We start from the raw sequence: 26,950 nt of genomic DNA on the forward strand, positions 1-26,950 counted from the left end.
TCCATCATCAGGCATGACCCAGCGCCTGCCGTCCTCGCTGACGCCGCTCGACACCGCGCTCGCTGCGCTGCTGCGCGGCCTTGACCCGGTCACGCCGGTCGAATTGCCGCTAGCCGACGCGGCCGGCTGCATCGCCACGGGCGTGCCGTTGCTGTCGGCCTCCCCGCTGCGCGACATCGCCGCAGTGGACGGCTGGGCTTTGCGTGCCAACGATCTCGTCGGCGCGTCCTCTTATTCGCCGCTGGCTCTGATCGAACTTCCCACATGGGTTGAGGTCGGTGATGTCATGCCGGAGGGATGTGATTGCGTGCTCGATGCCGGCGCGGTGGAGATCTCGGGCCGGCTCGCCCTGGTGCTGGCGGAGGGCGTTCCGGGACAAGGTGTCGCGCGCGGCGGCAGCGATATTGCGGAAAACGCGCCCGCGGCCGTGGCGGGACGTCCCGTCGATGCGGCTGCTCTGCTGCTCGCGCGTGTTGCAGGTGTGGACAAGCTGAGTGTCAGGCGGCCGCAGCTGCGCATCGTCAACGTACCGGGCGCAACCGCGACAATGCACATGATCGCCGGCTTCGCGCGCGCGGCGGGACTCGATGTGAGCACACACGAAGCCGGATCGCGCGAGGAGACATCGATCGCGGAGGCGCTCGATGTCTCCTCTTGCGATCTCCTGGTGACGACCGGCGGCAGTGGCGTCGGACGTGCGGATGCCGCCATCGCGGCGTTGGTTCAGTGCGGAGCGCAGCTCGCCCATGGTCTTGCGCTCCAGCCCGGGCGCACATCAGCCGCGGGTCGGCTCGGAAAAGTTCCCGTCGTCGCTTTGCCAGGATCCCCCGGACAGGCGCTGGCGGTCTGGCTTGCGCTGGCGCTTCCACTCGCCGATCGATTGTCGGCGCGGCAGCCGCGCCGGACGGTGGCCTTGCCGCTTGCGCGCAAGATCGCATCCAACGTCGGAATTGCCGAGATCGCGCTGCTGGTCGAGGAACATAAAACGTGGATGCCGCTTGCCGTGGACGAATGGCCGCTCCAGGCCATCGCCCGTGCGGACGCATGGCTGCTCATTCCCGCCAGCCACGAAGGATTTGCAGCGGGCGAGCCGGCCGATGCTTATCTGATGCGGGAATGATATGGGTTCCGGCATGACGATGATCCCAAAACCACTAGACCGCAGGGCACTCGAGCAGGAGCAATTTCTAAAAATCCTCTCGCGCGAGGAGGCGCTGGTGCGTTTCGAGGCGGCGCTGTTTCCGCGTGCGATCCCGATCGAGCGGCGCAGACTTGCCGATGTGCTCGGCGCCGCCCTCGCCGAAGACATCACCGCACCGATCGACGTGCCACCGTTCGATCGCTCCAATGTCGATGGCTTTGCCGTGCGCTCGGCAGATCTTTCAGCGGCTGGTGAAGGCGCGCCTGTACGGCTCGCGCTGAACGGCGAGACGATTCACTGCGGCACCGCGCCGACGCTGCAGGTGGCGGCAGGCACCATAACGCCGATCGCCACCGGCGGTCCGCTGCCGCGTGGTGCCGACGCGGTGGTCATGGTCGAGCACACCCAGCCGGCCGGCTCGCAAGCGATCGATGTTCGTCGGGCGGTCTTGCCGGGACAGTTCGTTTCCTACGCGGGCTCCGACATCGCGCGCGGCGAGGCGCTGCTCCGCGCCGGCACGATCATCGGCTCGCGCGAGATCGGCATGCTGGCGGCGTGCGGTATCGCCGAGGTGAATGTTGTGCGGAAGCCGCGTGTCGCGGTGATCTCCACCGGCGACGAGCTGGTGCAGCCCGGCGAGGCACTTGCGCCGGCCGCGATCTACGACACCAATGGCGCCATCGTCGCGGCCGCGATCGATGAGAATGGCGGTGAGGCGATTTTCCTCGGTGCCATTCCCGATGAGGAAGCCAAGCTCGAAGCCGCCATGCGCGGTGCGTTGGCGGACGCCGATATGCTGGTGCTCTCAGGCGGTACGTCGAAAGGCGCAGGCGATGTGTCGCATCGCATTCTTGGCCGGCTCGGCCAACCCGGCGTCATTGCACACGGCGTCGCGCTCAAGCCCGGCAAGCCGCTGTGCCTTGCGGTGTGCGACGGCAAACCGGTGGTGATCCTGCCGGGCTTTCCGACCTCGGCGATGTTCACTTTTCACGATATGATCGTGCCGGTGTTGCGCAGGTTGGCTGGTCTGCCGCCGCGCTCCGATGCCAAGGTGAGCGCGACCGTGCCGGTGCGTATTTCGTCCGAGCTCGGCCGCACCGAATTCGTCATGGTCTCGCTGGTCGAGGGCAGGAACGGCCTGATCGCCTATCCTTCTGGCAAAGGCTCTGGCGCGATCACGTCCTTTGCGCAGGCCGACGGCTTTTTGCGCATCGACGCGCTCGCAGACCGGATGCCGGCGGGAACGGAAGCCGAAGTGACGCTGTTCACGCCGCATGTGCGCGTGCCCGATCTCATCATCGTCGGCAGCCATTGCACCGGCCTCGATCTCGTCTCGGCGCAACTCTCGCATGGCGGGCTGACCGTACGCTCGATCGCGGTCGGCAGTCTCGGCGGGCTTGCAGCCGCGAAGCGCGGCGAATGCGATTTCGCGCCGATCCACCTGTTCGACGACAAGACCGAGACCTACAACACGCCTTACCTGGTCGAGGGGCTCGAGCTTGTCCCAGGCTGGCGACGGATGCAGGGCATTGTCTTCCGTAAGGGCGACAAGCGCTTTGAGGGCCTCGGCGCGGAGGAGGCCGTTGCTGCCGCGCTCGCTGATCCCGGCTGCATCATGGTGAACCGCAATCAGGGCGCCGGCACGCGCATCCTGATCGACCGTCTGCTCGGCGGTGCACGCCCGGAGGGGTACTGGAACCAGCCGCGCTCGCACAATGCGGTTGCAGCGGCCGTCGCGCAGAACCGCGCCGATTGGGGCATGACCATTGCGCCGGTCGCCGACGCGGCCGGACTCGCATTCATTCCGTTTGCGGAAGAGCATTATGACTTCGCGCTGGTGACAGCGCGCAAGCAGCGTCCGGCCGTGCAGGCTTTTCTCGAGGCGCTTGGCTCGGACGAGGCCAGAGTGGCGCTGACGCGAGCGGGCTTTCGACCTGCCTAGACGACCGGGTCGATGCCGCTGGCGGCTTGAGCGGCGTACTCTCGCGTGCGCTCTCGCTCCTCGGCTTCGGCGAGCGCACGTTGTGCGGCGGGCGGCAGCGGCTTCGGATCCGGAGGGACCTCGACGATCTTGTCGCTGCCGGTGACCTGTTGGCTCAGCCGTCGGGTGCGGTCGAATGCGATCGAGAGGTCGAACACGAAATCGACGACCATAAAGATGGCATTCAGGAGGGAGTCGGTCATGACTGATCCGGAGTATGTCCCGATCAGTAGTCGCCGCCAACCTCGGTCCGGTTCGATCGTTCGCCGAAGGACCACTAGGCCGCGTCATCCAGCGCCGCCAGCCGTTCGGCCTCAGCGATGTCCTCGACGGTGTTGGCATTGAAGAAAGGATCGAGCGGCTCGGCCGGCCAGGTCACCGTTGCGAGCGGATAGCGCGCGGTCCAACGATCGATCTTGCGGAGGTCCTCGACCACCAAAGCGTGACGTAACTCGTCGCGCAAGGCGACGCGCCACAGACCGATCACCGGATGCGACTGGCCGCCGGATGCGGCAACTGCGAGCTGCGCGTTCTCCCGTGCTCGCGCCTCATGAAGCCGCGCGACCAGATCGCGCGGCAGGAACGGGCAATCGCCGGCGGCGCTGAGCACCCAATCGACGTCCGGGCGGTTCGTTGCAGTCCAGTCGAGAGCCGCAAGAACGCCCGCAAGCGGACCGGGGAAGCCCGGCACATCATCGGAGATCACCGGCGAGCCGAACGCGCCGAACCGGGCGGGATCACCATTCGCATTGAGGATCAACCCGTCGCATTGCGGCGAGAGGCGCGCGATCACGCGCTCCAGGATGGTGCGTCCGCCGATGGTTCGCATCGGCTTGTCGCCGCCACCCATGCGGCGCGCGAGGCCGCCGGCGAGCAGCACGCCAAGAGTCGGCGGAACACTCGTTGCTGGAATATCAGTCGTCACCGCCTTCGCCTTTACGCTTGTGTTTGGCCGATTCCTCTTCGACGTAAGCGAGGTTCTGGTCGTAGACGATCCGTTCCTCGCCCGCGAGTGCGATGAAGCGTTTTCCACGCGTACGCCCGACCAGCGTCAGGCCCACTTGCCTTGCGAGATCGACGCCCCAGGCCGTGAAGCCGGAGCGGGACACCAGGATCGGAATGCCCATACGCACCGTTTTGATCACCATCTCCGAGGTGAGGCGTCCCGTGGTGTAGAGGATCTTGTCGCCAGGCTCGACGCCGTGGCGGTACATCCAGCCCGCGATCTTGTCGACCGCGTTGTGGCGCCCGACATCTTCAGTGTAGCAGAGCGGCTCGCCCGCCTTGCACAATACGCAGCCGTGGATCGCGCCGGCTTCGAGATAGAGCGAGGGCATGGTGTTGATGGTTTGCGTCATCTGGTAAAGCCAGGAGGTGCGCAGCTCGGCCTTGGGCAACGCGACACTCTCGACTGCCTCCAGCAGGTCGCCGAAAGCGGTGCCCTGCGCGCAGCCCGAAGTCTGCGTCCGCTTCTTTAGCTTTGCCTCGAAATTGGTGTGGTGTGTGGTGCGCACCACCACGACCTGAAGATCGTCGTCGTATTCGACCTCGGTGACCACGTCATTATATTTCAGCATGTTCTGGTTCAGCAGGTAGCCGAGCGCCAGATATTCCGGATAGTCGCCAATCGTCATCATGGTGACGATCTCCTGCGAATTCAGATAGAGCGTCAGCGGCCGTTCCATCGGCACCTTGATCTCGACCCTGGCGCCGGTCTGGTCGGTCCCGGTCACGCTCTGGGTCAGGCGCGGGTTGCCGGGATCAGGGACGATCAGGGGTACCGGGGCTTTGTCGATCTTCATCATGGAGGCGACGTTAGCATGACATTCGGGTCAAGCCGATATAAGCATGCGCATGGTGATGGAGAAGGCGGTTCCGGCGCGTCACGCCGCCGGCGGAGATCGAGTTGCGATGAAAGTCATCGGCCTTGCGGGCTGGAGCGGTGCAGGCAAGACCACGCTGTTGACGCGGCTGATTCCGCATTTCAACGCGCAGGGGGTGCGCGTCTCCGTGATCAAGCATGCGCATCACCGGTTCGACGTCGACGTGCCCGGTAAGGATTCCTGGCGTCATCGCGAGGCCGGCGCGGCCGAGGTGCTGGTGGCTTCGTCGAACCGCTGGGCCCTGATGCACGAATTGCGCGGTGCGGCCGAGCCGCGACTTTCGGAACTCTTGGGAAAATTGTCCACGGTCGATCTCGTGGTGGTCGAAGGCTTCAAGCGCGAGCCGCATCGCAAGATCGAGGTGCATCGCGTCGCTAACAACAAGCCGCTGCTGTTTCCCGACGATCCCGGAATTGTCGGGATTGCGACCGATGCTGCGGTCGAAACCCGGTTGCCGACCGTCCATCTCGACGATATCCACGCTGCAGCAGCATTGCTGTTGCGTGCAGCGATGCCGATCGAGGAAGCGGTTGCAAGAAGCGTGGCGATGCGCTGACGAGGCACCATGGCGCAACTGTCGGATGATTGTTTTGCTTTCAGTGGACCGATGATGTCGGTCGACGAGGCCGTTGGCCTGATCACGGCCCGCGTCAGCGCGATCGCCGATCTCGAGACGGTGACGCTGGTTGAGGCCGACGGGCGCGTGCTGGCGCACAACATCGCGGCGCCGCTGCCGCTGCCGCCTTTCACCAACTCGGCTGTCGACGGCTACGCCGTCGGCGATGCCGATCTCCCCGAGACAGCAGAGCGGGCGTTCCCGCTCGATGGCCGCATCCAGGCCGGTGGCGTTGCCCAAGCGTCGATCAAGCCCGGTCACGCCGCGCGCATCTTCACGGGTGCGCCGATGCCGCCGGGGGCCGAGACCGTCTTCATGCAGGAAGATGTCCGCATCGATCAATCAGGCAAGGTCGTGCTGCCATCCGGGCTGAAGCGAGGTGCCAATGTTCGGCCGGCAGGAGAGGACATCCCGCTGGGACAGGTTGCTCTATGCGCCGGCCAGCGGCTGCGGCCGCAGCACGTTGCGCTCGCCGCGGCGTTCGGGCTGACCCGGCTTGACGTCGTCAGGCGCATCCGTGTCGCGGTGTTCTCCACTGGCGACGAGTTGGCTTCGCCCGGCGAGCCCCGCGCGGCTTCGCAGCTGTTCGACTCCAACCGTTTCATGCTGATGGCGATGCTGCGCCGGCTTGGCTGCGAGGTTAGCGATCTCGGCATTTTGCGCGACGAGCGCAGCTCGCTCGCGAATGGATTGAAGCACGTGGCGGGCGCGCACGATCTGATCCTCACCACCGGGGGCGTCTCGACCGGCGAGGAAGACCACGTCAAGGCAGCGGTCGAAAGCGTCGGCTCACTCGTGCTGTGGCGGATGGCGATCAAGCCCGGCCGGCCCGTGGCGATGGGCATCATCGACGGCACGCCACTGATCGGATTGCCCGGCAACCCCGTCGCGAGCTACGTCACCTTCGTCCATGTGGTGCGTCCGACTGTATTGGCGCTTGCCGGCAGTCTGCCGGAGCCGCTGTTGCCGATCCCGTTGCGTGCGGCGTTCGCCTACAAAAAGAAACCGGGCCGTCGCGAATATGTGCGGGCCTCGTTGAGGCGCGCGGAGGATGGTGCGCTGGAAGCGGTCAAGTTTCCGCGCGAAGGCGCCGGGCTGCTCTCGTCATTGGTGGAGACCGACGGACTGATTGAGCTGGGCGAAGACATCACGCGCGTCGAACCGGGTGAGAGCGTAGGTTTCCTGTCCTATGCAGACCTGATCTGAGCCCTGCGTTGACGCTCTCGTTCTCTCCCGCCATGTTGCGCCCATGACCCGAACGACCCTCGATCTCACCGGGCTGAAATGCCCGCTACCAGCCTTGAAAACACGCAAGGCGCTAAAGCCATTGCAACCGGGCGATCAACTTGAGGTGCACTGCACGGATCCGCTGTCGGTAATTGACATTCCGAACCTGATCCGCGAGACGGGCGACACGGTGGAGATCACCGAGCGCAACGACGCGCGCATCGTGTTCTTGATAGAAAAAGCGAATGGTTCGATAGGCGACGCCAATGCTGCGCTGCGTTCTTGAGCGCGCGTGACCACGCCGATACCGACCTTTTATCTATCGACATCGATCACGGCTTCTGCCCCAATTGACTTTGTCCGCGCGGGCGCGGAGGTTGAGTCTTGTCCGCGTTACGCAGATAAGCGGGCCACGCACGAAGCCTGCATATCATATCGGGCATAGAGCCCCATTCGAGGGGTTATCTTTTTCAGGTGCGCGTGACGGTCCTGGCGCGTGTCGGGTGATTGTGCGGAGCAGCAGGGGCAACGGCTGCGTCGCAATGGGCTGAGGAACAGGATCGTAGCGGCAGGTTTGCTCAGAAGGGCAGCTGCAGGGGAGGAGTGCATGACGACAATTGAGGGCACTGGAAGCATTTCGGGTGCTGGCGCGGGAATTCTCGATCGCGAACATACAGTGGCGAAGGCCGGCTTCAATCGCTGGCTGGTGCCGCCTGCGGCGCTGTGCATCCATCTCTGCATCGGCATGGCCTACGGCTTCTCGGTGTTCTGGCTGCCGCTCTCGCGTGCGGTCGGCCTCACGGCTCCGAAGGCCTGCCCGGATATGTCGCTGTGGCAAGAGCTCTTCACCACCACGTGCGACTGGAAGGTCGCGAGCCTCGGGTGGATGTTCACCCTGTTCTTCGTCCTGCTTGGCGTCTCCGCCGCGATCTGGGGCGGCTGGCTTGAACGAGCCGGTCCGCGCAAGGCAGGCTTCGTTGCCGCACTTTGCTGGGGCGGCGGGCTCCTGATCGGCGCGCTCGGCGTCTACGTCCATCAACTCTGGATCATGTGGCTCGGAGCCGGTGTCATCGGCGGCGTCGGGCTCGGCCTCGGCTACATCTCGCCGGTGTCGACGCTGATCAAATGGTTTCCCGATCGCCGCGGCATGGCGACGGGCATGGCCATCATGGGCTTTGGCGGTGGTGCGATGATCGGCGCGCCATTCGCCAATCTGCTGATCAACTACTTCAAATCGTCGACCGACGTCGGTGTGTGGCAGACCTTCGTCGTCATGGGCCTCGTCTATTTCGTCTTCATGACGATCGGTGCGTTTGCCTATCGCGTGACGCCCGCTGGCTGGCAGCCTGAGGGCTGGACTCCGCCGAGCGAAAAGAAGTCGATGATCACCGAGCATCACGTCCACCTCGACAACGCGCACAAGACGCCGCAATTCTGGTTGATCTGGTGGGTGCTGTGCTTGAACGTGTCCGCCGGGATCGGCGTGATCGGCATGGCCTCGCCGATGCTCCAGGAAATCTTCGCCGGCAAGTTGATCGGGCATCCCGAGCTCACCTTCGGCCAGCTCTCGGTTGAGCAGAAGACCGTGATCGCCGGCATCGCGGCGGGCTTTGCCGGCCTGCTGTCGCTGTTCAACATCGGCGGCCGGTTCTTCTGGGCCTCGCTGTCCGACTATATGGGCCGCAAGAACACCTACTACACGTTCTTCATCCTCGGCATCGTGCTCTACGCGCTGGCGCCGACCTTTGCGGCAATGGGATCGAAGCTTCTCTTCGTGCTCGGGTTCGGCATCATCCTGTCGATGTATGGCGGCGGCTTTGCGACGGTGCCGGCTTATCTCGCCGACATGTTCGGAACCCAGTTCGTCGGGGCCATTCACGGCCGGCTGCTGACGGCTTGGTCGACCGCGGGCATCATCGGCCCCGTCGTGGTGAACTACATCCGCGAGTTCCAGCTCGCGGCGGGCGTGCCGCGTGACCAGCTCTACAACACGACCATGTACATTCTCTGTGCGATGCTGATCGCGGGTATCATCTGCAACTACCTCGTCAAGCCGGTCGACTCAAAATGGTATATGAGCGAGGCTGAGATCGCGAAGTTGCAGGCGGCAACCGCCGGTGCGGGTCAGGTCCAGACCGGCTCGTTCGGGATCGGCACTGGCGGCCTTGACGTCAAGGCTGCCCTGTTCTGGCTCTTTGTCGGCATTCCGCTGGCGTGGGGCGTGTACAAGACGCTCGAGAGCGCCGTGAAGATCCTTTGATCGAACCTGTCACCGCGGGAAGCTGACGCCAGCGTCCCGCGGTATTCGTTTGACTGACAAATTGAGAATGGGACTAGGGGATTCCTATGCTTCGCACCCGTATCTGCCTTACCGCCATGCTGTTGGCAGCAAGCCTCCACACCGCATCCGCCCAGACCGCGACGGCGCCTGCGCCGGCACTTGCCGCGACCACTTCCGCCAAGCCGCCGGGCAAGATCAAGCTCACGATGCAGAAGCTGAAACAGATGAAAGCCACCTGGGCCGCCAATAAGCCGAAGCTGAAGGCCTGCCGTGCCGAGGTGAAGGCCAAGGGACTGACCGGCGATGATCGCTGGTTCTACATCCAGGATTGCATGGATAAGACCTGACGCCGGGTTCCAGGGATGGATCGCGAAAGGGGGCGTGGCAGGGCGGCTGCCCGCCCCCTAAATCATTATAGAGACGTTCTAAATCTACTTGCCCCTCTGGTATACCAGAGACTAGAGTTGAGCGGAATGAGGCTCGATTCAAGGACGCGGGAGCACGCGGTTCCATCGATTTGAGCCCGGAAATGAGGGCGGGTCGCGATGGCGATCCCAGCCTGAGATCATCGCGCTTTTGAGGAGAACGCGACGTTTCCATGAGCAGCAACGACGACGTTCACAAGGTCAGAGAATTCGAGCATCCGGGCGAGGGGCGCCGGCGCGCCAAGGCGACGCCCAAAGGACGACAGGTCGATCCGACCGCCTCGCATGAGATCGAGCAGTTGCTGGGCGACCGCCCACGGCGGCGCGATCTCCTGATCGAATATCTGCACCTGATCCAGGACAAGTATCACCAGATCTCGGCCGCCCATCTTGCCGCGCTCGCCGACGAGATGAAGCTCGCCTTCGCCGAGGTGTTCGAGACCGCGACCTTCTATGCGCATTTCGACGTGGTGAAGGAAGGCGAGCCCGACGTCCAGCCGCTGACGATCCGCGTCTGCGATTCGCTGACTTGCGCGATGCTCGGGGGCGAAAAGCTGCTGGAGGATTTGCAGAGTGCATCAGGCCCCGGCATTCGCGTCGTCCGAGCGCCGTGCGTCGGGCGCTGCGATACCGCGCCGGCTGCTGAAGTCGGCCACAACTTCGTCGATCATGCGACCGTTGACAATGTCATGGCCGCCGCAAAAGCCGGCGACACCCACGCGCATCTGCCCAAATACATCGATTACGACAGCTACATCGCCGGCGGTGGGTACAAGCTGCTGGACCGCCTGCGCTCGGGTGAGCTCTCGAAAGACGATCTGCTGAAGGCGCTCGACGACGCCTCGCTGCGCGGCCTCGGCGGCGCCGGCTTCCCGACTGGTCGTAAATGGCGCGCCGTGTTAGGGGAGCCCGGTCCGCGGCTGATGGCGATCAACGGCGACGAAGGCGAGCCCGGCACGTTCAAGGATCGCGTCTATCTCGAAAGCGATCCGCATCGCTTCATCGAGGGCATGCTGATCGGCGCGCATGTGGTGCAGGCCTCCGACGTCTACATCTATCTGCGCGACGAATATCCGGCCTCGCGCGAGATCCTGACGCGCGAGATCGCAAAGCTGCCCGCAGGCGGCCCGACGCTGCACATGCGCCGTGGCGCTGGCGCCTATATCTGCGGCGAGGAGTCTTCGCTGCTGGAAAGCATCGAAGGCAAGCGCGGCCTGCCGCGGCACAAGCCGCCTTACCCGTTCCAGGTCGGGTTGTTCGGCCTTCCGACGCTGATCAACAATATCGAGACGCTGTGGTGGGTGCGCGACATTGTCGAGAAGGGGGCCGATTGGTGGAAGGGCCATGGCCGCCACGAGCGTCACGGCCTGCGCAGCTTCTCGGTCTCGGGTCGCGTCAAAAATCCCGGCATGAAGCTGGCGCCCGCGGGCATCACCGTGCGCGAACTGATCGACGAATATTGCGGCGGCATGGCCGACGGCCATCAGTTCTACGCGTACCTGCCGGGCGGCGCCTCCGGCGGCATTCTGCCCGCGTCGATGGACGACATCCCGCTCGATTTCGGCACGCTGGAGAAATACGGCTGCTTCATCGGTTCTGCGGCGATCGTGATCCTGTCGCAAAAGGACAGCGTACGCGCCGCCGCGCTCAACCTGATGAAGTTCTTCGAGGACGAGAGCTGCGGCCAGTGCACGCCATGCCGCGTCGGAACCCAGAAGGCGGCGCTACTGATGCAGAAGCCGGTCTGGAACCGTGCCCTGCTGGAAGAATTGAGCCAGGCGATGCGCGACGCCTCGATCTGCGGGCTCGGACAGGCGGCATCGAATCCGCTGTCCTCCGTGATCAAATATTTCCCTGACGAGTTCAAGGAAGCGGCCGAATGACGAAGATTACGTTCGAGCTCGACGGCAAGCAGGTCGAGGCCAAACCTGGCGAGACGATCTGGCAGGTCGCAAAGCGCCAGGGCCGCGACATCCCGCATCTGTGCTATTCGCCGGCGCCCGATTATCGCCCCGACGGCAATTGCCGCGCCTGCATGGTCGAGATCGAGGGCGAGCGCGTGCTCGCCGCCTCGTGCAAACGCACGCCGTCGGTCGGCATGAAGGTCAAGACCGAGTCCGCCCGCGCGACTGCAGCGCAGAAGATGGTGATGGAGCTGCTGGTCGCCGACCAGCCCGCGCGCGAGACCAGCCACGACCCGGATTCGAAGTTCTGGCACTGGGCCGAGGCGACGGGCGTCACCGAGAGCCGCTTCCCCGCTGCCGAGCGCTGGGCGACTGACGCCAGCCATCCGGCGATGCGCGTCAATCTCGATGCCTGCATCCAGTGCGGCCTCTGCGTGCGCGCCTGCCGCGAGGTTCAGGTCAACGACGTCATCGGCATGGCCTATCGCAACGCCGGCGCCAAGATCGTGTTCGACTTCGACGATCCCATGGGCGAGTCCACTTGCGTCGCCTGCGGCGAATGCGTGCAGGCCTGTCCGACCGGCGCGCTGATGCCGGCCGTGATGCTGGACGAGAAGCAGACCCGCGTGACCTATGCCGATCGGAAAGTGGACTCGCTCTGCCCGTTCTGCGGCGTCGGCTGCCAGGTCACCTACGAGGTCAAGGACCAGAAGGTGATCTACGCGGAAGGCCGCGACGGCCCCGCCAATCACAATCGTCTTTGCGTCAAGGGCCGCTTCGGCTTCGACTACATCCACCATCCGCATCGGCTGACCAAGCCGCTGGTGCGTCTGCCGAATGCGAAGAAGGATGCCAACGACCAGGTCGATCCCGCCAATCCCTTCACGCATTTCCGTGAAGCAAGCTGGGATGAAGCGCTTGACCTTGCCGCCAAGGGCCTCGTCAAGATCCGCGACGAGAAGGGCGTGAAGGCGCTGGCCGGCTTCGGCTCGGCCAAGGGCTCGAACGAAGAGGCCTATCTGTTCCAGAAGCTGGTGCGCACCGGTTTCGGCTCGAACAATGTCGACCATTGCACCCGGCTGTGCCACGCCTCGTCCGTGGCGGCGCTGTTCGAGGGCCTGAGCTCGGGCGCGGTGTCGGCGCCGTTCTCGGCGGCGATGGACGCGGAAGTTATCTGGGTGATCGGCGCCAACCCGACCGTGAACCATCCGGTGGCCGCGACCTTCATCAAGAACGCGGTCAAGCAGAACGGTGCCAAGCTGTTCGTGATGGATCCGCGTCGGCAGACTTTGTCGCGTCACGCAACCAAGCATCTCCAGTTCAAGCCGGGCTCCGACGTCGCCATGCTGAACGCGATGATCAACACGATCATCACCGAAGGCCTGACCGACGACCAGTACATCGCCGGCTACACCGAAGGATTCGAGGACCTCAAGGAGAAGATCAAGGAGTTCACGCCGGAGAAGATGGAGCCGATCTGCGGCATCCCGGCGCAGACGCTGCGCGAGGTCGCGCGAACCTATGCAAGGGCAAAATCGTCGATCATCTTCTGGGGCATGGGCATCAGCCAGCACGTTCACGGCACCGATAACGCACGCTGCCTGATCGCGCTGGCGCTGATCACCGGCCAGGTCGGCCGGCCCGGCACCGGCCTGCATCCGCTGCGTGGACAGAACAACGTGCAAGGCGCCTCCGACGCCGGCCTGATCCCGATGTTCCTGCCGGACTATCAGCCGGTCGGCCGCGACGATCTGCGCGGCAGTTTCGAAAAGTTGTGGCAGCAGGATCTCGATCCCGTCCGCGGCCTGACCGTGGTCGAGATCATGAACGCGATCCATGCCGGCGAGATCAAGGGCATGTATATCGAGGGCGAGAACCCCGCGATGTCGGACCCCGATCTCCAGCACGCGCGCCAGGCGCTCGCGATGCTCGATCACCTCGTGGTGCAGGATCTCTTCGTCACCGAGACCGCGTTCCACGCCGACGTCATCCTGCCGGCCTCGGCCTTCGCCGAGAAGGACGGCTCCTTCACCAACACCGATCGCCGCGTGCAGCTCGCGCGCCAGGTCATCAAGCCGCCCGGCGATGCGCGGCAGGATCTCTGGATCATCCAGGAGATCGGCAAGCGCATGGGTCTGCCCTGGAATTATTCCGGCCCGGGCGACGTCTACACCGAGATGGCGGAGCTGATGCCGTCGCTGAAGAACATCAGCTGGGAGCGGCTGGTGCGCGAAGGCGCCGTCACCTATCCGGCCGACGATCCGAACAAGCCCGGCAACGAGATCATCTTCACCACGGGTTTCCCGACCGCGAGCGGTCGCGGCAGGATCGTGCCGGCCCATGTCATTCCGCCGGACGAACTGCCCGACGACGAATATCCGATGGTGCTGTCGACCGGCCGCGTGCTGGAGCACTGGCACACCGGCTCGATGACGCGACGTGCCCAGGTGCTGGACCAGATCGAGCCGGAGGCCGTTGCGTTCATGTCGCCAAAGGACATGCGCAGGAAAAAGCTGGTGCCTGGCGATTTCATTCGCCTGGAGACCCGTCGCGGCGCCGTCGAGGTCAAGGTCCGCTCCGACCGCGACGTGCCGGAAAACATGGTGTTCATGCCGTTCTGCTACGCGGAGGCGGCGGCCAACCTGCTGACCAACCCGGCGCTCGATCCGTTCGGCAAGATCCCGGAGTTCAAGTTCTGTGCGGCCAGGGCCGAGCGAGCGGAGATGCGGGACGCGGCGGAGTAGCAATCCGCGCAAAACAACCCCATGCACAGTAGAGCGGGGGGTTGAAAGGCTTGAGTAATTTTCGGTATTACCGAAAATTACTTGCGACGTCGGGCAAAACACCTGTATAAGGGCATAATCGCCAACCGCGCCCGGCTTCGCCTCCCGTACTGACGGTGGTAAACGTGACGCATGTCCAAAGTCACTCCGGCCACCCGCGCACTCTCCGCCGCTGGCGTCGCCTTCACCGTCCATTCTTACGACTACGATCCCGATGCCGAAAGCATCGGGTTGCAGGCGGCCGCCGCGCTCGGTGAGGACCCGGCGCGCGTGCTGAAAACGTTGATGGCGCTGGTCGACGGCAAGCCGGTCTGCGTCATCGTCCCCTCCGACCAGGAGGTCTCGATGAAGAAGCTCGCTGCTGCCGCGCGCGGCAAGTCGGCGCAGATGATGAAGCCGCCCGAGGCCGAGCGCGTCACTGGCTACAAGGTCGGCGGCATCAGCCCGTTCGGGCAGCGCAAGCAGGTCGCCACCGTGCTCGAGAGAAGCGCGCTCGCACATGAGCTGGTCTATCTCAATGGCGGCCAACGGGGCTTGCAGGTGCGGATGAAGCCGACCGATGTGCGGGACGTCGTGAAGGCCGTCGTGGCGGACGTGATTACCTGAAGGCCGTTGAGGCACAGCGAAAGATCGCTGTGCGGCGCCCGGTGATAGTTCGGGCAATCTTACGCCGCTTCATGCTCCCGTCGGCGCTCGACAGGTCAGGCGTCCTGTCATTCTCCCTCTGAAGCGAACGTCTCCTTTCGCCCACGGCCGTCATGTAAAAGGGATGGCTCGCGTATCGTGCGCGACATGGCGTTTGCATTTCTCACACAGGAGGTTTGGATGAGATCCTTCGCTCGATTGAGATACATTGCCTTCATCGGGCTGCTATTCCCTCTTTCCGTAGCGCTTGCGCAAACTCCCGCGGCCAATCCCAAGGAAGCGGGCTTTACCAGCGAAGGCCTAGCTCGCATCGACGCCTATTTTAAGAACGAAGTCGAGACGGGCAAAATTGCTGGCGCGATCTTGATGATCCAGCGCAAGGGAGAGACTGCTTACTTTAACAGTTTTGGCGTTCGTGATCCCGCGACGAAGGAGCCGATGACTCCCAACACGATTTTCCGCATCTATTCGATGTCGAAACCCATCACGACCGTGGCAGCAATGATGCTCGTCGAGGAGGGCAAGCTGCAACTCGACGACCCGGTATCGAAGTATATTCCCTCCTTTGCCAACCTGAAAGTCGGCGTAGAGACAAAGAGCGAGGCTGGGACGACCCTTGAATTTGTCGCCGCGAAGCGGCAGATCACCATTCAGGACCTGATGCGCCACACCTCCGGCCTGACCTACGGCTTCTTCGGTGAAGGCATGGTCAAGAAGACCTATGTGGAAGCCAAGCTGTTCGACGGCGACTTCGACAACGCAGAGTTTGCAGAGCGAATCGCGAAGCTGCCACTCGCCTATCAACCCGGAACCACATGGGACTACAGCCATTCGACCGATATCCTCGGCCGCGTCGTGGAAGTGGTCTCAGGCAAATCGCTCTATCAGTTCGAAAAGGAGCGCCTGCTCGATCCATTGGGGCGAATCCCAAGCCAAAACCATAACCCGGACCCGGCAGGTAATAGGGACCCGGAGTAACACCAGTGCCCGGCCCGATATGGTTGGAGGCCATGTAGGCGATCGTCTTCGGACTCAGATATCGCTTACCATCCAGATCACCGCCGTTCAGCAGCATCTGGGTGAAACGGGCATAGTCTCCGACGGTCGAGAGATGTTCGTTGTGTTGATGGCGCAGGCGCCGTCGCAGCGCACGCGAATTCGGAACGCACTGAAAAATCTCGTGTATGGCGCATTTGACAAATGAGCCCTGCGTCGAACCGCCGCTCCACGCGGCGGTTCGCCTATTTTTAGGGCCCGGCTTGCCGCGTCAGCTTCCGCGTCGAAACGCGAGGAACGTATGAAAGACACGAGCTTTTACGTAACAGACCCGGCCAAAAAGTCGCTGGTTGCCGAACCTCTTCCCGCCGACAAGAAGATTGGCACGTCCGACATGTTTGATCCGCGCAGCCCCATGAAGTGGGAGCCCGGAGGTCAGGGAATGCTGTTCTCCTTCGGATCAATCCAGAAATAAGTGCCGCCAGCGCCTCCCCAGTTCATTTCGCCAACTGATCCTTCGACTGCGCTCGCGCCTGGTTCCGTCCGAACGTGAGTGGATCCGGTCCGCTCTGCCGCGATGAGCGGAGCTCAGCTAGACGCGGCGCAACTTCGCAGATGGGGCCAGAAGCGGAAAAGTCAGGCGACGAGCCCGTTTTCGAGTCCTAGAGACGCCTCACCTCGAAGTACGTTTTTGCATCGCGCTGAAAGCCTGCGCTCTCATAGAAGCGTAACGTCGCCTCCTGTTTTGAGCCTGTCGCCAGATGGACCTTGTAGCAGTCAGCTTGAGCCGCGATATCGAGAGCGTAAGCAAGGACTCGTCGGCAGAGACCTAACCTGCGATACTCAGCATGGGTGACCACGTTCTCAATCACACCATGCGATCTACCGCCGCGTGTCAGGTTGGGCACAATGGCCAGAGTGCATGAAGATATGAGCAATTCTGCTGTTTCGGCCACGATTACCGTTACGAAGTCAGATCCAAGCAAAGTCGTCCAGACGCGTTCAGCTCTGGCCGCCGCCAGGGGAGGCTCATCCGGATGGAGGTGTCGGTAAAGGTCCAACACCTTGGGCAGATCGTGTCGGGTCGCGGATCGAATAATTGATTCGTTCATTCACCAAATCCTAGATCGATAAGGCTAGGGACTTTAACGGGGTACTGTATCAGCCGGCTCGTGTTACGTGTAAGAGTCGATATCGAAACTGAGGTGATGAGTTGAACATTCACGTTGATAGCCTGATTTCGGGTGCCGAGCGCGCCGTTGGGGTAGCTGCAATCATTGATGTCTTCCGCGCCTTTACGACCGCCGCAGTTGCGCTTGCAAATGGGGCCACGAGGATCGTCATGGTTCGTGATGTCGAGGAGGCTCTGCGGTTGCCCGCCGCTGGCGTCGGCGAACTCTGCATGGGCGAGGTCGGGGGTAAGGCACCAGCAGGCTTTGATTTAGGCAACTCCCCCTTTGAGGTGTCAAAGGCAGATCTAAAAGGCCGAACCATCGTTCAGCGTACGAGCGCTGGCACGCAAGGCATTGTTGCCGCCATGCAAGCGACCGCCTCTATGCCGGATCGTTACTTACAGCAAAAGCGACCGCGCGCGCCATCCTTAGACAAGCGCCTGCAAATGTAACGCTGGTGGCGATGGGTCTAGATGGCGCTCGACGCTCGGACGAGGATGAACTCTGCGCCATTCATCTGCGCAACCTGTTACAAGGCCGACTTGGCAGCCCATCTGGAACGCGCGACGTCATCTTGGCAGGGCCACAGATCCCCGCCTTCCACGATCCAGCCAAGCCCCATCTGCATCCCTCCGACCTTGATATCGCTCTTGACATCGATCGCTACGATTTTGCTGTGCTCATTTCCCGCGAGGACGGCCGATTGATTGCGCAGAAAGAGCATGTCTGAAGGGACCCCCTTCCTCTAGGGGAAGTCGCTCCTCGGAGATCGACGGGGGCTGGAGTCCGCTAATGTGAAGGGTTTCGGACGCCGGCCGCCCGAATGTGCCGCGCCGTCCTTCATGCGGCCGGCATCCGAAACCCTTCACATAAGACGACCAGAGCACTATCGAATGATGTTGGCCTCTCCGATAACGCCAGCTTCCCAAAGGTAAAACTTATCATGCGCCGTGAGCGCCGAAGTAGCGTCCGCGCCCATCAGAAAAACGAAGCCAAGCGTTCGGCGTTCGCCCGGCATCATTTCGCCTTGAAGCAGCGGATAGCCAGTCCAACCTTCAACTGGAGCCTTATTCATGCTGCTGCAAGGACAGCCCCAACCGAGACGGACGGGCAACTTCCTCCCTCCGTCCTCAGTTGGGTAGAGGTAGACCTCCGCGGTGAGGTCAGGAAGACCAAGTGCAAGGCGTCGTCGCAGAGTGCCTTCTCGGGGCATGGGCTGTGCATAGCACGCGAAGGGTATGAAGTCAGCAGCGGGCCATACGCACGCGATCCCAACCAACCAGAGCGACTTCCACTTAACCCGCGGAAGCCGACATTCACGAGTACACGCGCTACTGCTTCTGCAGCAGCCTGAGGCGGCAGCGCAGCGCCTCGCGGATGTGGGCGCGGGCGAGCTGCTCGGCCTTGTCGCCGTCGCGCGCCGCGATGGCGTCGATGATGGCCAGGTGTTCGCCGTGGCTGGTCGAGGGACGGCCCGTCACGGTGAAGGTGGTTGGGCCGAGCAGGGCGATCCAGTCCTGCAACTCGCGGGAGGCATTGTCGAGATAGCGGTTGCGCGCGGCGCGGCAGACCGCTTCGTGAAAGGCGCGGTTCAACCTTGCCATCTCGGTGGCGTCGGTCTCGGAAGCTTCAGCAAAAGCCTGCTCGATATCCCTGAGTGCGTCGATCTCGGGCGCCGAGGCATGCTCGGCGGCAAGGCGCGCGGCGGCGCCTTCCATGATCTCGCGCATGGCGTAAAGCTCGAGCACCTCTGAGATGTCGAGGTCGCGGACGATCAGCCCCCGGCCGCCGGCGGGCTCGACAAAGCCGCGCGCGGCAAGGCGGCCCAGGGCTTCGCGCACCGGCGTGCGGCTGACCTTGAGCCGCTGCGCCACTTCCTCCTCCCGGAGGCGGTCGCCGGCGCGGTAGCTGCCGGCCTGCAGCGCCTCGCAGAGCGAGCGGAATACGGCTTCACCCAGCGCAACTCCTTCGCCGCGCACGATCGATCCGCCTGCCTTTGCCGGTCGTCTGGCCATGGTCCCTCACCGTGCATTCGGCTCATGCAGAGATGCCGCTTGCGTCGTGCATGTATATCTTTGTATACAAAAGTACGCAATAGCGGAACGATCGACCTTGGCCGCGGGCAGAATGTTTCCAACCTCGTCGCATCGGGCAGACGACATGAGCAGCAAATACGACGTGCTGGTGATCGGCGGCGGCAACGCGGCGCTGTGCGCGGCGATCGCAGCGCGCCGCAGCGGCGCCTCCGTGCTGGTGCTCGAAGGCGCGCCCAAATTCTACCGCGGCGGCAACACCCGCCACACCCGCAACATGCGCTGTGCCCACGATGCCGCAACCGAAATTCTCACTGGTCCATACACCGAGGAGGAGTTCTGGGAGGACCTGCTGCGCGTCACCGGCGGGCAGACCGACGAGGTGCTTGCCCGGCACATGATCCGCGAGTCCAAGGATATCCTGAACTGGATCGTGGAGCAGGGCGTTCGCTGGCAGCCTTCGCTCGGCGGCACGCTAAGTCTCGGCCGCACCAACTCCTTCTTCCTCGGCGGCGGCCGGGCGATGCTCAACGCGTTGTATCTGACGGCTGAACGTCTCGGTGTGGACGTCGAATACGATGCCGAGGTGACCGACCTCGTGATCGAGGACGGCATGTTCCTCGCCGCGCGCCTGAAGCGGCCGGTCAAAGGCGAGACCGAGATCCGCGCGACCTCGCTGGTGGCGGCCGCCGGCGGGTTCGAGGCCAACATCGCATGGCTGAAGCAATATTGGGGCGAGGCCGCCGACAATTTCCTGATCCGCGGTACGCCTTATAATCGCGGCTCGATCCTGAAGATGCTGCTCGACAAGGGCGTACAGGAGGTTGGCGATCCCACCCAGTGCCACGCGGTCGCGATCGATGCCCGCGCGCCGAAGTTCGACGGCGGTATCATCACGCGTCACGACTCCGTGGTGTTCGGCATCGTCGTCAACAAGCATGCCCAGCGCTTCTACGATGAGGGTGAGGACATCTGGCCGAAGCGCTACGCGATCTGGGGCCGGCTGGTCGCGGCGCAGCCCGACCAGATCGCCTACATCATCTTCGATTCCACCGTCGTCACCAGCTTCATGCCGACATTGTTTCCGCCGATCGCGGGACAGACGGTGGCCGAGCTCGCGAGCAAGCTGGATCTTGAACCGGCCGCATTGGAGAAGACCGTCGCCGAATTCAACGCGGCGGTGCGGCCGGGCACTTTCGACCACACCATCCTCGACGATTGTCGCACCGAAGGCATCACGCCAGCCAAGACGCATTGGGCGCGCAAGATCGAAACGCCGCCTTATCTCGCCTATCCTGTGCGGCCGGGTATCACCTTCACTTATCTCGGCACGCGCGTGACCAAGGAGGCGCGGATGCTGATGGCCGACGGCAAGCCGTCCGCGAACATGTTCGCCGCCGGCGAGATCATGGCCGGCAACGTGCTCGGCAAGGGTTACGCCGCCGGCATGGGCATGACCATCGGCAGCGTATTCGGGCGGATCGCAGGACGGGAAGCGGCGAAACATGCACGGAACTAGGATTCTTGACGAAGCCGACCGCCTGATGACGGTCTGCAATTCCTGCCGCTATTGCGAGGGTCTTTGCGCGGTGTTTCCGGCCATGGAGATGCGCCGCGCCTTCTCCGACGGCGACCTCAACTATCTCGCCAATCTCTGCCATGCCTGCGGCGCCTGCTACGTCGACTGTCAGTTCTCGCCGCCGCACGAATTCAACGTGAATGTTCCGAAGACACTCGCGGTCGCGCGCGCCGAGTCATACGCGGCCTATGCCTGGCCAAAGGCGCTGTCCGGCGCCTTCGCGCGCAACGGGCTGGTCATCAGCATCGTGGCCGCGCTCAGCATGGCGGCCTTCATTTTCGGCTTCGCGGCGCTGAATGATAGCAGCGTGCTTTTCGGCGTGCACACCGGCCCCGGCGCTTTCTACAGACTGATGCCGCACAACGCGATGGCCGCGCTGTTCAGCGCTGCCTTCCTCTTTGCGATCCTGGCGCTGGTCATGAGCGTGCGCGCATTCTGGCGCGAGATCGGCACGCCGATCGGCGGCCGTGCCGACGGTGGCTCCATCTTCCGGGCGATCCGTGATGCCGGCGAGTTGCGCTATCTCCATGGCGGCGGCGTCGGCTGCTACAACGAGGACGACAAGCCGACCGACCGGCGCAAGCTTTTCCATCATTTGACGTTCTACGGCTTCCTGCTGTGCTTTGCCGCGACGTCGGTGGCGACGCTGTACCACTATCTGTTCGGCCGTGAGGCGCCGTATCCCTGGTGGGATCTGCCCGTGGTGCTGGGTACACTCGGTGGCATCGGCCTCATCGTCGGTCCGGTCGGCCTGTTCGCAGCCAAGATGCAGCGCGATCCGGCGTTGCTCGACGAGATCAGCTACGGCATGGATGTCGGCTTCATCGCCATGCTGTTCCTCACCGGCCTTACCGGGATGCTGCTTCTCTTCTTGCGCGAGACCTCGGCGATGGGGCCGCTGCTGGCGCTGCATCTCGGCGCAGTCTTCGCGCTGTTCATCACCATGCCCTATGGCAAGTTCGTGCACGGCATCTATCGCTTCGCAGCGCTGGTGCGTTACGCGCGGGAGCGACGCAGCGAAACCGGCTCTTGAGGGGCACGCAGGGCTAACGTATCCCTTGAGCAGTTCGTGCAATGCCCGTATCGCTTGGGAGCCAGCGCTCATGTACATGTTTCTGCCATTTCTACTGGCGCTCGCAAGCTGCGCCTGCGTCTGGCGCTCGCGCGCGGGGCTGAGCTACGCGCTCTGGAGCGCAACGATCGTCGTTACCGTCGCATGGTTCTTTCACCACGCGACCGATCCGCTCAAATTCTCCTTCTGACGGTGTCGCGATGCCGAGCCGACAACCGGTCGCCACGATCCTGAACATGCTCGGATTGCTCGGGATCTCGCTGATCCTGACCGTCGCGTTCTTCTATCAGCTTGCGCGTGGCGAGTTGCCATGTCCGCTATGCCTGCTGCAACGCGCCGGGTTCATCGCAATCGGCATGGGCTTTCTGTTTAACATGCAGTTCGGTGAACGCCTGTCACATTACGCGATGGTCCTCATCGCCAGCCTCGTCACCGGCGTCATCTCGATGAGGCAGGTGTCGCTGCATCTCGCCCCCGGTGATCCCGGATATGGCTCGACGCTGCTGGGCCTGCATTTCTACACCTGGGCGCTGATCGCGGCCGTCGGTGTTATCTGCTATGTCGCCCTTGTCTTTGTCCTGAAGGACATGAGCGGGAAGCGAGACGGAGATGTGCCCCTCCATCGGCTGGCATCCAACGCGGTCTTTGCGATCTTCGCTTTGCTGGTTGCCGCAAATCTCCTCTCTACCGTGCTGGAGTGCGGGGCAGGCCAGTGCGACGACAACCCGGTCCGTTATCTCCTGCTCAAGTGAGCGGCGCGGTGCGGAAGTGGCCTTCGCGCAGGAAGGCGATCGTGTGGGCAATCGCGATGGCGTTGCGCGGCAGCCCGGTATGAGACGCCTTCACGACGATATGGTCGGTCATACCGGTGAGCATCGCGCTCTGAACCGAGACCCGTCCGTCATTCGGTTTCGGCAGAACGAACAGACCGGCGACGGGATCGATGAAGCGGCTGCCCGCGATCACGCCGACGGGATAGTCCACGTCAGGGAGAGCGTCCGGCCGGCGCGCTGTCGTGAGCTCGAGCCCGGCCGGCCCGTAGAACGCGCGGTAGAATCGAGACCCGCTCAGGAGATCGGCGACCTCGCTGCCGCCATTCGGCGTTCCCAGCATCACGACACCGCCAAGGCGCGAGGGCCGGTACTTCGCGATACAGGCGCGCACCACGAGACCACCCATCGAGTGGGCGACGAAATGGAGCGGGGCCTCTCGCCCGGCGAAGCGGGCGATCGCCGGATGAATATCGTCAGCGAGCGCTGCGATTGGCTTCGTACGGCTCGCGTACGCGATGTTGAGCGTTGCGAACCCGGATGTCTGGAGCGCTCGCTCAAGCCTCTTTAGCGATGAGGAGGTGCGCGCGATGCCATGAAGCAGAACCACTCCCGGGCATTGCGCGCTGTTCATTTCAGGCGCCTCGCGCATCTCTGTTACGCAACCTCGCGCTCCGGCGAACACGCCTGCTCACGCGCCATCGTCGTTGCGGTGACGTAATCGGTCTTGCCGGTGCCGAGCAGCGGCACCTTGTCGACGACCATGATCGTTGCCGGCACGGTCAGTTCGGAGGCGCCGATCGCCTTGGCTTGAACTTGCATTGCACTGCGCTCGGCGGTCTTTTCCGTCGTCAGCAGCACGATGCGCTCGCCCTTGCGCTGATCGGGGATCGATACGGCGACCGAGGCGGCCTGCGGCCATAGCGTCGTCGCGATGCTCTCGACTGCCGACAGCGAGACCATTTCGCCGGCAATCTTGGCGAAGCGCTTGGCGCGCCCCTTGATGGTGATGAAGCCGGCGGCATCGATCGCGACGATATCGCCGGTGTCGTGCCAACCGTCGGGAAGCACTTCGAGCACGCCGGGATTTTCGGCCCGCAAATAGCCGAGCATCACGTTCGGCCCACGGACCGAGAGACGTCCGCCTTCCTCGATGCCGGGAACAGGATCGAGCTTGCTTTCCATCAGCGGCGACAGGCGGCCGACGGTGCCGGGGCGATTGGCCATCGGCGTGTTCATCGCCAGCACCGGCGCCGTTTCGGTGACGCCATAGCCTTCGAGGATGCGGATGCCGTAGCGCTCCATGAACACCTGGCGAGTGCGATCCTTGACCGCCTCGGCGCCGGCGATCACCAGGCGCAGGGTGCGGAAGTCGTAAGCGTGCGCCGAGCGGGCGTAGCCGGTGAGGAACGTGTCGGTGCCGAACAGGATCGTTGCTCCGGTCTGGTAGATCAGCTCCGGCACGATCCGGTAATGCAGCGGCGAGGGGTACATGTAGATCGGAATGCCCGCGAGCATTGGCATCATCATGCCGCCGGTGAGGCCGAAGGAGTGGAACACCGGCAGTACGTTGAACACCTTGTCGTTGGCGTTGGCGTCGACCCGCGCCAGCGCCTGCGCCGCGTTGGCGAGGATGTTGCGGTGGGACAGCACCACGCCCTTGGGCGTGCCTTCGGAGCCTGAGGTGAACAGCACCACGGCTGGGTCGTTGGCCTGGCGAACGACGCGCGGCGCGGTGCCTGCGAGCAGGCCGTTGATCTTGTCGGCCGTGCCGATCGAGGCGCGGACGTCTTCGAGATAGACGATTCGGGCTTCGGCCGAGATCGCGGCCATCAGCTTGCCCAGCTTACCCTTTTCGATGAAGGCCTTCGAGGTCAGCACGGTCTTGACCTGCGCGGCCTTCATGGCGGCGAGCACGCTGACCGGGCCGGCCGAGAAATTGAGCATCGCCGGGACCCGGCCGATGCTCTGCAGCGCCATGAACACGACGGCGACGCCTGCGGAGTTCGGCAGCAGCACGCCGACATTCTCTCCGGCCGAGGTGCCGGTCTCGAGCTTGCGGCTCAGGACCTGCGCGCCGAGGATCAGCTTGCGATAGGTCAGCTTGGTGCCGAGTGCATCCTCGACGACGACCTTGCCGGTGTCGCGGTCGCGATAGGCGTGCCCGAGCGCTTCGAACAACGAGTGATCGAGCATCGCATTCTTCACCAGAGCATCGATCATCACGTCCTGGAGCGCGGCGCCGGCGGCGTTGCGGCGCGCCTTGCCCTTCAGCTGCTCGTCGACCGGCAGCTTGACCGGCGGCAGGATCGTGACCGTCACGCGCGGAAACCAGGAGCGCTTGATCTGGCTGGAGTTGAGGTAGCTGAGATGCGAGCGTTGCGCGCCCTCGATGCGTACAGGCACGACGACGGCATCGGCCTTGTCCGCGATCATGGCGGTGCCGTCATAGACCTTCATCAGCGAGCCGGAGACGGTGATGCGTCCCTCCGGGAAGATCACGACCGGCTCGCCAGCGGCGACGAGCTTGATCAGGTCGCGTGCGGCCAGCGGCTTGCTCGGGTCCACGGTGTAGTGCTTGACCACGCGCAGGAACGGCCTGGCCCACCAGGCCTTGGCGATACCGGTATCGACCGCGAAACTTGCATCGATCGGCAGCACGGCGTGCAGCAGCGGGCCGTCGATCAGGCTCACATGGTTCGGCGCGATCAGCATGCGCGTACCCGGAGGCGGCAGGTTCTCCAGCCCGCGCACCTCGGTGCGGAACAGCGCGCGGAACAGGAGTCCGCCGAAATCGCGCACGCCCTCCTTGCCCCATTTCGTCAGTACGAACCAGACAGCGCCGAAGCTGGCGATGCCGAGTCCGAAGAAGATCCAGCCGACATGCAATCCGCCCGCCTGCAGCAGCGCGACGAAGAGGGAGCCCACCACCATGAAGGCGGCCTGCAGCACGTTGCCGGCGGCGATGATGCGGGCGCGCTCGTCCGGCTCCGACCAGGCCTGCACGGCGGCGAAGGAGGGAACGACGAACAGTCCGCCGCCGAAGGCAAAGGCGACGAAGTCGGCCAGCATGCGCAAGCCGGTGAACGAGGTTGCGAAGTCTACCGCGGCGATGTCCTGGCCCTTGGTGACCACTGCGACGGCCCAGGCGAGATCAAGGCCGGCGCAACTCATGATGATGGCGCCGATCGGCACCAGTGCGAGGTTCGGCCGAACGTGGCTCAGGCTGGCCGCGAACAGCGAGCCGATCGCAATGCCGATCGCGAAGATCGCAAGGCACAGGGTCACCACGCCTTCGCTGCCGCCGACCACGTCCTTGACCAGCGCCGGCAGCAGCGACAGCACGATGGCGCCGACCAGCCAGAACCAGGAGACGATCACTGTGCCGTCCCACAGCCGGTGGTCGGCGTGCAGCGTCCTGAGCAGGCTGAGCGTCGAGGTCCAGGGATTGGCATCGACGGGCAGATCGGGCGCGGAGGGCGTTGTTTGCGGAATGCGGGACGCGAAGGCCCAGGACAGCAGGGCCAGCAGGACCACGGCCGATGCGACCCAGCCCATATGAGCAGAGCCTGCCACGAACTGGCCGCCCGCGACCGTGCCGAGCAGGATGGCCATGAAGGTCGCGCCTTCGACCAGCGCGTTGCCGCTCGCGAGCTCGCCGAGTTCGAGCTGGTCCGGCAGCATGGCGTATTTCACGGGGCCGAACAGGGCGGCGATGATGCCGAACAATGCGAGCGCGGTGAACAGCAGCGGCACCGAATGCATGAGGAAGCCGGCGGCGGCAAAGCTTGCTGCGAAGATCTCGGCGAATTTCAACCGCCTGGCGACGACCGATTTGACGTATTTGTCGGCGAGCTGGCCGCCGAGGCCGGACAGGATGAAATAGGGAAAGATGAAGACGGCGCCTGCCACCGTCACAAGCGCATCACCATGGCCGGTCGCGACGCTGTAGAGCAGGATGATGACGAGTGCGTTCTTGAGCACGTTGTCGTTGAGCGCCGAGAAGAATTGCGCCCAGAACAGCGGCGCAAAGCGGCGTGACGACATCAAATTCCTGATCATGATCAGTCCTGTTTTGGGAAGGCAGAGTGAGGTTGTTACGTTGCGGATCGAACGTCCCGACCGGAAGAGTGTGGGGAGCGATGGCAGGGTGACAATTGTCGCGGCCCTGCCGTGTCCCCTCGATCCCTCTCCGACCCTGTTGGTCTCGAACTGATGTCGTTAGGTTCGCAAATATCCGGCCGCGCGGCCCTGGTGTCCGACAGCAATGCCGGGCTGGCCGGATATTGCCCGGGGCGAGGAGGAAAAGCCGAACAGCATCTTTTGACATCAGCGAAGTCGGCCACGAATGTCCGGACACAATAAGGCTACTGTTGCATCCGGCCCTCGCAATGGAATGGATGCGCACGTGCGAAAGCCTCTCCTCAGGTGAGATGAGCGAG

General features: G+C 63.7%; 25 protein-coding genes. 18 read left to right on the forward strand and 7 right to left on the reverse strand.

Annotation, left to right across the window (positions count from 1 at the left end; genetic code table 11):
- Nucleotides 1–13 precede the first annotated feature (13 nt).
- Together BM374_RS29860 and BM374_RS29865 are read left to right on the forward strand one after the other, a co-directional pair.
- The gene (locus tag BM374_RS29860) at nucleotides 14–1,120 is read left to right on the forward strand and encodes a molybdopterin-binding protein (RefSeq protein ID WP_092300889.1); all 1,107 of its coding nucleotides are present in this window, start codon (nucleotides 14–16) and stop codon (nucleotides 1,118–1,120) included.
- Nucleotides 1,121–1,133: 13 nt separating this feature from the next.
- The gene (locus BM374_RS29865; RefSeq protein WP_244552741.1) at nucleotides 1,134–3,083 is read left to right on the forward strand and encodes a molybdopterin biosynthesis protein; all 1,950 of its coding nucleotides are present in this window, start codon (nucleotides 1,134–1,136) and stop codon (nucleotides 3,081–3,083) included.
- Here the strand turns inward: BM374_RS29865 and BM374_RS29870 are convergent.
- From BM374_RS29870 to BM374_RS29880, 3 genes are all read right to left on the reverse strand, one after another.
- On the reverse strand, nucleotides 3,080–3,325 hold the full coding sequence (locus BM374_RS29870) for a hypothetical protein (protein ID WP_092300895.1): 246 nt from the start codon (nucleotides 3,323–3,325) through the stop codon (nucleotides 3,080–3,082). The two genes, BM374_RS29865 and BM374_RS29870, sit on opposite strands and share 4 nt — an antisense overlap.
- A gap of 74 nt (nucleotides 3,326–3,399) precedes the next feature.
- Nucleotides 3,400–4,047: a molybdenum cofactor guanylyltransferase MobA gene (mobA, locus tag BM374_RS29875; RefSeq protein WP_244552742.1), complete on the reverse strand. Its 648-nt coding sequence runs from the start codon at nucleotides 4,045–4,047 to the stop codon at nucleotides 3,400–3,402.
- Entirely contained in the window at nucleotides 4,037–4,927 is an 891-nt protein-coding gene (locus BM374_RS29880) for a formate dehydrogenase accessory sulfurtransferase FdhD (protein WP_092300898.1), read from the reverse strand. Before BM374_RS29880 ends, mobA begins: the two co-directional genes overlap by 11 nt.
- A gap of 106 nt (nucleotides 4,928–5,033) precedes the next feature.
- Here BM374_RS29880 and mobB point away from each other — a divergent pair, with 106 nt between their 5' ends.
- The 10 genes from mobB to BM374_RS38825 all read left to right on the forward strand — a co-directional run bounded on the left by mobB (nucleotide 5,034) and on the right by BM374_RS38825 (nucleotide 16,357).
- Nucleotides 5,034–5,561: a molybdopterin-guanine dinucleotide biosynthesis protein B gene (mobB, locus tag BM374_RS29885; RefSeq protein ID WP_092301166.1), complete on the forward strand. Its 528-nt coding sequence runs from the start codon at nucleotides 5,034–5,036 to the stop codon at nucleotides 5,559–5,561.
- 9 nt (nucleotides 5,562–5,570) lie between these two features.
- Nucleotides 5,571–6,827 (forward strand): molybdopterin molybdotransferase MoeA, encoded by a 1,257-nt coding sequence (locus BM374_RS29890; RefSeq protein ID WP_092300901.1) that lies wholly within the window; start codon nucleotides 5,571–5,573, stop codon nucleotides 6,825–6,827.
- Nucleotides 6,828–6,870: 43 nt separating this feature from the next.
- Entirely contained in the window at nucleotides 6,871–7,134 is a 264-nt protein-coding gene (locus BM374_RS29895; protein ID WP_092300904.1) for a sulfurtransferase TusA family protein, read from the forward strand.
- Between the two features lie 321 nt (nucleotides 7,135–7,455).
- Entirely contained in the window at nucleotides 7,456–9,108 is a 1,653-nt protein-coding gene (locus BM374_RS29900; RefSeq protein ID WP_092300907.1) for an OFA family MFS transporter, read from the forward strand.
- A gap of 86 nt (nucleotides 9,109–9,194) precedes the next feature.
- Nucleotides 9,195–9,476, forward strand: a complete 282-nt coding sequence (locus tag BM374_RS29905; RefSeq protein WP_092300910.1) for a hypothetical protein — start codon at nucleotides 9,195–9,197, stop codon at nucleotides 9,474–9,476.
- Nucleotides 9,477–9,727: 251 nt separating this feature from the next.
- Nucleotides 9,728–11,437: an NADH-ubiquinone oxidoreductase-F iron-sulfur binding region domain-containing protein gene (locus tag BM374_RS29910; RefSeq protein WP_092300913.1), complete on the forward strand. Its 1,710-nt coding sequence runs from the start codon at nucleotides 9,728–9,730 to the stop codon at nucleotides 11,435–11,437.
- Nucleotides 11,434–14,202 (forward strand): formate dehydrogenase subunit alpha, encoded by a 2,769-nt coding sequence (gene fdhF / locus BM374_RS29915; protein WP_092300916.1) that lies wholly within the window; start codon nucleotides 11,434–11,436, stop codon nucleotides 14,200–14,202. Before BM374_RS29910 ends, fdhF begins: the two co-directional genes overlap by 4 nt.
- 171 nt (nucleotides 14,203–14,373) lie before the next feature.
- Nucleotides 14,374–14,847: a Cys-tRNA(Pro) deacylase gene (gene ybaK / locus BM374_RS29920; protein ID WP_092300919.1), complete on the forward strand. Its 474-nt coding sequence runs from the start codon at nucleotides 14,374–14,376 to the stop codon at nucleotides 14,845–14,847.
- 219 nt (nucleotides 14,848–15,066) lie between these two features.
- Nucleotides 15,067–15,864 (forward strand): serine hydrolase domain-containing protein, encoded by a 798-nt coding sequence (locus tag BM374_RS29925; RefSeq protein ID WP_092300922.1) that lies wholly within the window; start codon nucleotides 15,067–15,069, stop codon nucleotides 15,862–15,864.
- A 319-nt stretch (nucleotides 15,865–16,183) separates the two neighbouring features.
- Complete coding sequence (locus BM374_RS38825; RefSeq protein ID WP_177248625.1) at nucleotides 16,184–16,357, forward strand: hypothetical protein; 174 nt, start codon at nucleotides 16,184–16,186, stop codon at nucleotides 16,355–16,357.
- A 187-nt stretch (nucleotides 16,358–16,544) separates the two neighbouring features.
- Here the strand turns inward: BM374_RS38825 and BM374_RS29935 are convergent, their stop codons facing one another.
- Nucleotides 16,545–16,994 (reverse strand): GNAT family N-acetyltransferase, encoded by a 450-nt coding sequence (locus tag BM374_RS29935; RefSeq protein WP_092300925.1) that lies wholly within the window; start codon nucleotides 16,992–16,994, stop codon nucleotides 16,545–16,547.
- A 101-nt stretch (nucleotides 16,995–17,095) separates the two neighbouring features.
- On the opposite strand from BM374_RS29935, the gene BM374_RS39210 reads away from it, so the two are divergent.
- A complete protein-coding gene (locus BM374_RS39210; RefSeq protein WP_210188604.1) occupies nucleotides 17,096–17,506 on the forward strand; it encodes a 2-phosphosulfolactate phosphatase in 411 nt (136 codons plus the stop codon).
- Between the two features lie 5 nt (nucleotides 17,507–17,511).
- Nucleotides 17,512–17,784, forward strand: coding sequence for a hypothetical protein (locus tag BM374_RS39215; protein ID WP_210188605.1), 273 nt, complete (start codon nucleotides 17,512–17,514; stop codon nucleotides 17,782–17,784).
- A gap of 601 nt (nucleotides 17,785–18,385) precedes the next feature.
- Here BM374_RS39215 and BM374_RS29945 read toward each other — a convergent pair.
- Nucleotides 18,386–19,069 carry a GntR family transcriptional regulator gene (locus BM374_RS29945; RefSeq protein WP_092300928.1) on the reverse strand — a complete coding sequence of 228 codons (684 nt, stop codon included), beginning with the start codon at nucleotides 19,067–19,069 and terminating at the stop codon, nucleotides 18,386–18,388.
- Between the two features lie 145 nt (nucleotides 19,070–19,214).
- Between BM374_RS29945 and tcuA the strand changes: the two genes are divergently transcribed.
- The 4 genes from tcuA to BM374_RS29960 all read left to right on the forward strand — a co-directional run bounded on the left by tcuA (nucleotide 19,215) and on the right by BM374_RS29960 (nucleotide 22,490).
- Nucleotides 19,215–20,606 (forward strand): FAD-dependent tricarballylate dehydrogenase TcuA, encoded by a 1,392-nt coding sequence (gene tcuA / locus BM374_RS29950; protein WP_092300931.1) that lies wholly within the window; start codon nucleotides 19,215–19,217, stop codon nucleotides 20,604–20,606.
- Nucleotides 20,593–21,699 carry a tricarballylate utilization 4Fe-4S protein TcuB gene (tcuB, locus tag BM374_RS29955; RefSeq protein WP_092300934.1) on the forward strand — a complete coding sequence of 369 codons (1,107 nt, stop codon included), beginning with the start codon at nucleotides 20,593–20,595 and terminating at the stop codon, nucleotides 21,697–21,699. The genes tcuA and tcuB overlap by 14 nt, the downstream gene beginning before the upstream one ends.
- Nucleotides 21,700–21,769: 70 nt before the next feature.
- On the forward strand, nucleotides 21,770–21,928 hold the full coding sequence (locus BM374_RS38830; protein ID WP_177248626.1) for a DUF5993 family protein: 159 nt from the start codon (nucleotides 21,770–21,772) through the stop codon (nucleotides 21,926–21,928).
- A 46-nt stretch (nucleotides 21,929–21,974) separates the two neighbouring features.
- Nucleotides 21,975–22,490, forward strand: coding sequence for a disulfide bond formation protein B (locus BM374_RS29960; RefSeq protein WP_244552743.1), 516 nt, complete (start codon nucleotides 21,975–21,977; stop codon nucleotides 22,488–22,490).
- Here BM374_RS29960 and BM374_RS29965 read toward each other — a convergent pair.
- Both BM374_RS29965 and BM374_RS29970 read right to left on the reverse strand, forming a co-directional pair.
- The gene (locus tag BM374_RS29965; RefSeq protein ID WP_092300940.1) at nucleotides 22,483–23,160 is read right to left on the reverse strand and encodes an esterase/lipase family protein; all 678 of its coding nucleotides are present in this window, start codon (nucleotides 23,158–23,160) and stop codon (nucleotides 22,483–22,485) included. The two genes, BM374_RS29960 and BM374_RS29965, sit on opposite strands and share 8 nt — an antisense overlap.
- Before the next feature lie 5 nt (nucleotides 23,161–23,165).
- A complete protein-coding gene (locus BM374_RS29970) occupies nucleotides 23,166–26,570 on the reverse strand; it encodes an acyl-[ACP]--phospholipid O-acyltransferase (RefSeq protein WP_092300943.1) in 3,405 nt (1,134 codons plus the stop codon).
- Nucleotides 26,571–26,950: the final 380 nt, after the last annotated feature.

The organism is Bradyrhizobium sp. Ghvi, from assembly GCF_900115265.1.
Classification (GTDB): domain Bacteria; phylum Pseudomonadota; class Alphaproteobacteria; order Rhizobiales; family Xanthobacteraceae; genus Bradyrhizobium.

Coding starts and splice junctions, on each gene's coding strand:
- BM374_RS29860 (WP_092300889.1), top strand. CDS start 14: ATGACCCAGCGCCTGCCGTCCTCGCTGACGCCGCTCGACACCGCGCTC.
- BM374_RS29865 (WP_244552741.1), top strand. CDS start 1,134: ATGACGATGATCCCAAAACCACTAGACCGCAGGGCACTCGAGCAGGAG.
- BM374_RS29870 (WP_092300895.1), bottom strand. CDS start 3,325: ATGACCGACTCCCTCCTGAATGCCATCTTTATGGTCGTCGATTTCGTG.
- BM374_RS29880 (WP_092300898.1), bottom strand. CDS start 4,927: ATGATGAAGATCGACAAAGCCCCGGTACCCCTGATCGTCCCTGATCCC.
- mobB (WP_092301166.1), top strand. CDS start 5,034: ATGAAAGTCATCGGCCTTGCGGGCTGGAGCGGTGCAGGCAAGACCACG.
- BM374_RS29890 (WP_092300901.1), top strand. CDS start 5,571: ATGGCGCAACTGTCGGATGATTGTTTTGCTTTCAGTGGACCGATGATG.
- BM374_RS29895 (WP_092300904.1), top strand. CDS start 6,871: ATGACCCGAACGACCCTCGATCTCACCGGGCTGAAATGCCCGCTACCA.
- BM374_RS29900 (WP_092300907.1), top strand. CDS start 7,456: ATGACGACAATTGAGGGCACTGGAAGCATTTCGGGTGCTGGCGCGGGA.
- BM374_RS29905 (WP_092300910.1), top strand. CDS start 9,195: ATGCTTCGCACCCGTATCTGCCTTACCGCCATGCTGTTGGCAGCAAGC.
- BM374_RS29910 (WP_092300913.1), top strand. CDS start 9,728: ATGAGCAGCAACGACGACGTTCACAAGGTCAGAGAATTCGAGCATCCG.
- fdhF (WP_092300916.1), top strand. CDS start 11,434: ATGACGAAGATTACGTTCGAGCTCGACGGCAAGCAGGTCGAGGCCAAA.
- ybaK (WP_092300919.1), top strand. CDS start 14,374: ATGTCCAAAGTCACTCCGGCCACCCGCGCACTCTCCGCCGCTGGCGTC.
- BM374_RS29925 (WP_092300922.1), top strand. CDS start 15,067: ATGAGATCCTTCGCTCGATTGAGATACATTGCCTTCATCGGGCTGCTA.
- BM374_RS38825 (WP_177248625.1), top strand. CDS start 16,184: ATGAAAGACACGAGCTTTTACGTAACAGACCCGGCCAAAAAGTCGCTG.
- BM374_RS29935 (WP_092300925.1), bottom strand. CDS start 16,994: ATGAACGAATCAATTATTCGATCCGCGACCCGACACGATCTGCCCAAG.
- BM374_RS29945 (WP_092300928.1), bottom strand. CDS start 19,069: ATGGCCAGACGACCGGCAAAGGCAGGCGGATCGATCGTGCGCGGCGAA.
- tcuA (WP_092300931.1), top strand. CDS start 19,215: ATGAGCAGCAAATACGACGTGCTGGTGATCGGCGGCGGCAACGCGGCG.
- tcuB (WP_092300934.1), top strand. CDS start 20,593: ATGCACGGAACTAGGATTCTTGACGAAGCCGACCGCCTGATGACGGTC.
- BM374_RS38830 (WP_177248626.1), top strand. CDS start 21,770: ATGTACATGTTTCTGCCATTTCTACTGGCGCTCGCAAGCTGCGCCTGC.
- BM374_RS29960 (WP_244552743.1), top strand. CDS start 21,975: ATGCTCGGATTGCTCGGGATCTCGCTGATCCTGACCGTCGCGTTCTTC.
- BM374_RS29965 (WP_092300940.1), bottom strand. CDS start 23,160: ATGCGCGAGGCGCCTGAAATGAACAGCGCGCAATGCCCGGGAGTGGTT.
- BM374_RS29970 (WP_092300943.1), bottom strand. CDS start 26,570: ATGATCAGGAATTTGATGTCGTCACGCCGCTTTGCGCCGCTGTTCTGG.